The sequence below is a fragment of the Flavobacterium frigidum genome, from assembly GCF_048286795.2.
Map to the genome: position 1 here is coordinate 77,291 of NZ_JBLVPT020000015.1, position 6,148 is coordinate 83,438.

The 6,148-nt window shown below is 34.4% G+C and carries 4 protein-coding genes; 1 reads left to right on the plus strand and 3 read right to left on the minus strand.

Annotation, left to right across the window (positions count from 1 at the left end):
• The first annotated feature begins 118 nt into the window (after positions 1 to 118).
• Positions 119 to 616 (plus strand): CAP domain-containing protein, encoded by a 498-nt coding sequence (locus ACNQGB_RS13375; protein ID WP_417944281.1) that lies wholly within the window; start codon positions 119 to 121, stop codon positions 614 to 616.
• A gap of 273 nt (positions 617 to 889) precedes the next feature.
• Here ACNQGB_RS13375 and ACNQGB_RS13380 read toward each other — a convergent pair whose 3' ends face one another.
• From ACNQGB_RS13380 to ACNQGB_RS13390, 3 genes are all read right to left on the minus strand, one after another.
• Positions 890 to 2,836, minus strand: coding sequence for an OmpA family protein (locus ACNQGB_RS13380; protein ID WP_472777122.1), 1,947 nt, complete (start codon positions 2,834 to 2,836; stop codon positions 890 to 892).
• Between the two features lie 11 nt (positions 2,837 to 2,847).
• Positions 2,848 to 3,756 carry a PorP/SprF family type IX secretion system membrane protein gene (locus ACNQGB_RS13385; RefSeq protein WP_417947438.1) on the minus strand — a complete coding sequence of 303 codons (909 nt, stop codon included), beginning with the start codon at positions 3,754 to 3,756 and terminating at the stop codon, positions 2,848 to 2,850.
• A 151-nt stretch (positions 3,757 to 3,907) separates the two neighbouring features.
• Positions 3,908 to 6,148: gliding motility-associated C-terminal domain-containing protein (locus tag ACNQGB_RS13390; protein WP_472777123.1), on the minus strand; the 2,241-nt coding region annotated here is incomplete at its 5' end.

Sequence of the window (6,148 nt, forward strand, 5' to 3'; positions counted from 1 at the left end):
GATTATTTTTGGTACTTTAACGATAAAATGAATATGTTTGATAAAGAATTACAAACCTATTATTTATTTATTAAAGAAGTTTGCCCCACAATCTACTTTAAACTTAATCTACTACATTATGAAAACAACATTACTTCGTGCATTATTGCTATTGACTGTGATATGCACCATGAATTCATGTTCTTCAGACGAATCTGAAGTTGCAGATGTTTCTGCAAAAAAAGTAGTTAGTTATTCTTATAATACAATAGAATTACAGACAATGGACTTGATCAACAAACACAGAGTTAGTGTTGGTTTAAATCCTTTAGAAAAAATCAATCATATGTCTTTTAAATCAGAAGAGCATGATAATTATATGATTGCTAATAATGTTGTCAACCATAATGATTTTGTAGCTCGATCAGAAAACATAATTAATACTTTAGGTGCTAAAACCGTGAGTGAGAATATAGCTTATAATTACAACACTCCACAAGCTGTACTGAATGCTTGGTTGGCTAGTCCTAGTCATAAAGCGAATATAGAAGGCAATCATACGCATTTTGGAATAGCAATTAAAGAAAATCCAGCAAATGGAAGAAAATATTACACCAATATTTTTGCCAAAATTTAGTTAGAGTTTGTTTTTTTTTAAATCTAAAAGGTTGCCATATCCCCAAATGGCAGCCTTTTACATTTATATCCATTTGAAAATTGTTAGTTCATGTTCAATGTTTTATAGAGTTTGTTTAAAAAATAGTCTAATGAATTCATTGAACTATTTTTTTGCTATCTATTTTCGGTTAATTCAAATTAATTTTAAAATTTTGTTGTGTTTTAAGTGTTTGGATTTAAATAAGCAGAAGGCTGTCATTTCATGATAGTCTTCTGCTTTTTTTTGAAATACTTACAAATCTATAATAATAAATTCGCTTCTTCTGTTTAGTTGATGCTCCTCTTCTGAGCAAGTAACATTATCAGCACATTTATTTACGAGTTGCGTTTCGCCGTATCCTTTACCGGTTAATCGATTGGAATTAATACCATTTTTAACCAGCCAGTCGATGGTAGCTTTGGCTCTTCTTTGCGATAGTGCTTCATTGTATTTGAATGTTTGTCTGCTATCCGTATGTGATCGGATGTCAATTTTCATGGTTGGATTCTGATTCAAAACATCTAATATTTTTTCTAAATCTAAAGCGGCTTCTGCTCTAATATTTGATTTGTCTAAATCGAAATAAATCATTTTAATTCCAAAACATTTACCCAGATCATCACCAACAGCTACTTTACAAATTTCTTTTGTCATTGCTATTGGTAAGTATGTTTTTCCAGTTGTAGCTTCTGTAGTAATTTTCTCTTCTTTGGTGGTATACTCCAGTTTTTCAGCTCTTACATTGTATGTTTTTCCACATTCAACAGCAAAGTTATAGTTTCCTTTTTCATCTGAAGCACCCGTATGAATTACCTTAAACTGATTATCGTATATGGTTATTTTAGCATTAGCGAGTATTTCGCTTGTTTTTACATCGGTGATTGTACCATATAGGCTTTGCTCACAAATAAGTTTTCTTGTTTCTAAAAATGTATAGATGTCATCATATCCTTGACCTCCGTCTTTATTAGAAGAGAAAAAGCCTCTTCGAGATTTGGTATCAATTAAATACGCAAAATCATCTTTGGGAGAATTTATATCGGCTCCTACATTTTGCACTTCGCTAAAAGTTCCCTCTGCACTTATTTTAGACATAAAAACATCCAATCCTCCAAGTCCAGGATGTCCATCTGATGCAAAGTAAATTTCATTTTCGTTAGAAATAAAAGGAAAAGTTTCTTTACCTTCAGTATTAATAGATTTTCCTAAATTTTTAGGAATTCCAAAAGTACCATCCTCATTTATTTTCACTTTAAATAAATCAGACTGTCCTAAGGTACCGGGCATGTCAGAGACAAAATACAATGTTTTTCCATCGGGGCTTAGTGCGGGATGTGCTGTACTGTAATTATCACTATCAAAAGGAAGTTCAGTTACATTAGTCCATTTTTCATTTTCTAAAGTGGCTTTGTATAATTTGATTAAAGTAATTTTATTTCCATCTTTTCCTTTTTTGCCATCAAGATAATTGTTTCGAGTAAAGTACATGGTTTTCCCATCAGCAGTAAAAATAGGAGTAGACTCATGAAACTTAGAGTTAATTGTCCCATCAAACTTTTTTGGTTTATTAGTACTTGGAGTTAGGTCAGCATCTAAATCAGTGGTGTATAAATTTGTAAAATACTGATTGGTCCATTTGTGTTTTCGCTGTCCGAGACTACCAGTATCTCTGGCCGAAGCAAAAACTAATTTATTCGAATAAATAGCAGTTCCATAATCAGAATAGATCGAATTGATTCCCGCATCTTCAATAGTGTACCTTCCAGAATTAGCTTTAATGGCTTGTAGATAATTGGTATTTTGTTTAAAGAGTTTGGCTCTACCATCATTGGCTGATTTTTGGCTGAACAATTCCATCACCTCATTGGCCTTATCATTTTGATTGATTGCTCTTAAAGACTGCGCATAGCGATAATAATATTCGGGTTCCAAAGTCGAGGTGTCTAAAGCAAACAATTCTCCATACCATTTGGCAGCTTTATCGAATTCGGAATTAAAGTAGTAAGCGTTTCCTAACTTTTGGAACAGATCTACAGATTTATATCCTTTCTCAGCAATTCTTTCATAGGTTTTGATGGCATCTACATAGGCATAACCCTCATATTTTTTATCAGCTAGGGTCAACTTTGCATTTTGAGCATAAATGTTAATGGAAAAAACACTTACTATTGTTATGTAAAGAAGTATATTTTTTTTCATAATAATTGTTTTTAGAAGAACCTTGGAGTTGTGATTTTACCATTATTTTTAAATATTTCATAGCGCAAAAATATTTCATGGGAACCAGAATTGTAGTTTTTTAATCTTGTTGTATCATGATCGTAACCATAACCAATATACATTCCTTCAGAAACCTGAAAACCAACCATAGCACTCACAGCAGCCGACCATCTGTAGGCTAATCCAAGAACAAACTTATCATTAAACATAAAATTCCCAGACAAATCTACTTGAAGAGGTGCGCCTTTGACAACTTTAGTTAACAATGCAGGTTTGAATTTAATAGATTCATTCATATCAAATGCGTAACCTGCAATTAAATAGTAATTAATTTTTTCTTTAAAAATAGCAACTTCATTGTCGTCATAACGATTGCTTTCTATAAAATTAGGAATTGAAAATCCGATATACGCCTTATCAGAATGCCAATAAACTCCAGCTCCAATATTAGGGGTAAATTTATTATTGAAATCTCGTATACTTGGATCAGCATCAGCTGGATTTAATTTGTTAATATCCAGATTAAACAAGTTAGCAGTTGCTTTAATTCCAAAAGAGAGCTTAAAAGTTTCCGAAGTAGGGACCGTGTAAGAGACATCAGTAGAAATTGTATTCTCTGTAGTAGGTCCAATTTTATCATTAATTATAGTCACTCCTAAACCTAAATTGCTTTCGTTTAATGGAGTATTGACAGAGGCAACATTGGTAACAGGAGCTCCATCTAGTCCTACCCACTGTGTACGATGTAGCGCAAAAATACTGAAAGCGCCTCTTGATCCCGCATAGGCAGGATTAATATTGATGGTGTTGTACATGTATTGAGTAAATTGAGCATCTTGTTGTGCATAATTTACAAATGCTGTAAACATCAAAACGAAAGAAAATAATTTTGTTTTCATAGTAGATATTTATTATCTCGAATTGGCTATCGACTTTTAAGAGAGTAATACTTTAGTTCGATTTGATAAAGTTCAATTGGATTTTATAAGATGAAATAGTTTTTTAATTATAAAATACCTGAGGGTAAAAAATCCTCAGGTATTAGATTATTTATTTAGATAAGTATAAATATCCGTCTTTTTTGTTGGTTATAGTTTTTCCTGTACCGTCAAGAGATGTATAACTCAAGATGTAAAAATATGTTCCAGTTGGTAATCCAGTAGATTGCTGAATAGTAGATCTACCAGCAGAAATACCTTCAAAAGCATTACTGGTATTATTATATCCTTTGGTTTCATATACTAATACGCCCCATCGGTTATAAATCTCAACTGTATTATCTGGATAACAAACGGTATCATCAATATTATCGATTACGAATTTTTCATTAATCCCATCACCATTTGGCGAGAATGCGTTGTGCACCACTATCGTTCCACAAGCTAATACAATTCCACATCCTGTATTTACAGTCATAGTTATTCTAATTGTTCTAGGGCAAGTAGCATCATTAACCTTATATTCAAAAATGTAATCTCTTACTGAAAGTCCAACAGCGTTAAGCATACTGCCCTGTAAAGCATTTGAATTGTTTACATCTACCCAAGTTCCGTTAGTAGGAGTACCCGTTGGTAATAAATTATTCAAATCGGTTGTTGTAGTATCCCCATCATTACAAATAGAACTACTGGTAGATACAACACTATTGACGATAGTCACATTTACAATTTGAGTAAACTCAGAAGCATTTCCACAAGTGTCAGATACCAACCATTTTCTAACTATTGAATAAGAACTGTCAGTTCTGTTAATGATATTCTCTGTAAAAATAGGAGTAGAGACAGTTGAACAATTATCCACAAATACAAGTTCTGGCTTTGCTGGAATTGCATCACAATTCACGTTAAGTATCGGTGAATAAGCTGTGTTAGTAATTGGACCAACTGTATCGCTAACATTAATAACTTGTGAAGCAGTAGCTTTATTTCCAGATGAATCAGTTGCTGTCCATGTTCTTGTTATGGTGTAAGATCCTATGCAACTTCCTTGTACTTCCACATCAACGAATGTCAAGTTTACAGGTCCACACGTATCAGTTGCTGTTGCTTGTGCAAAACTAGGTGTTGCACTACAAGTTATTACAGAAGCTGCTGGTAATTGTGCAATGGTTGGCGCTACAGTATCTGTAACATTTATTGTTATTGTAGCTCTATGACATGTGGTTGGATTTTGTTTTTGACATATTTGATATGTTAAAACGTATGAACCACCCGAAATTCCGCTTTGAACTGTTACATTCCCAAAATTGTCTAACGAAATGTTTAGGTTCGAGCCTGAAACTATAGAAATATTTACGTCTTCATGTTTCACTGGGTTGCCGTTTAAAGTATCGTTAGTCAGAACATTACCAATAACTCCAAATGAAGTACAATTAATTTCTGAATAGGTATCTGCAACGGCATTAATAGTAGGCGCAACATCATCATCTAAAATAGTACCAGTAGTACTTACCGTTCCATTAGCAATGTTGAACGTTTCATCTACTTCATCAATAGTATCCAAAGTTGTTTGTACCGATACCGTTCCCGTAGTTGCTCCAGCAGGTACCGTTGCAAAGACGTTAGTAGTAGTGTAATCCGCACTTCCAGCAGTACCATTAGTCAATACAAAAGTATAGGTAATCGCTTGATCCGAAGGATTACTCAAGGTAAAGTTGAATACCACCGCATCCCCTTCGGTAGCCGAAGCCGGAGCGATCGTTGCCACGGTAGGAGCGTTATTATTGTCGATAATTGTACCAGTAGCACTCACAGTTCCTATAGTGATGGTGAACGTTTCGTCCACTTCATCTATTACATCAGCCATAGTTGGTACCGATACAGTTCCCGTAGTTGCACCAGCAGGAACCGTTACCGTTACAGTTGTCGTTTCGTAATCACTATTTCCTGCCGTTTTGTTAGAAAGAGTGAAAGTATACGAAGTTGCTATTGCAGAAGGGTTGCTCAAGGTAAAGTTGAATACCACATCAGATCCTTCGGTAGCAGCAGCAGGAGTGATCGTTGCCAAAGTAGGGGGATCGTTATCATCTAAAATAGTACCACTAGTACTTACTGTTCCAGAAGCAATGCTAAAGTCTTCGTTATTTTCATCAATCGTATCCGTAATTGTTGGTACACTCACGGTTCCCGTAGTAGCACCCGCAGGTACGGTTACTGTTTGCAATGTATTAGTGTAATCAGCACTTCCAGCGGTTCCATTGGTGAATGTAAAGGTATACGTTGTATCCTCAGCAGAAGGATTACTCAAGCTGAATTCAAACACAACAGGACTTCCTTCAGTAGCCGAAGCAGG

Coding starts and splice junctions, on each gene's coding strand:
- ACNQGB_RS13375 (WP_417944281.1), top strand. CDS start 119: ATGAAAACAACATTACTTCGTGCATTATTGCTATTGACTGTGATATGC.
- ACNQGB_RS13380 (WP_472777122.1), bottom strand. CDS start 2,836: ATGAAAAAAAATATACTTCTTTACATAACAATAGTAAGTGTTTTTTCC.
- ACNQGB_RS13385 (WP_417947438.1), bottom strand. CDS start 3,756: ATGAAAACAAAATTATTTTCTTTCGTTTTGATGTTTACAGCATTTGTA.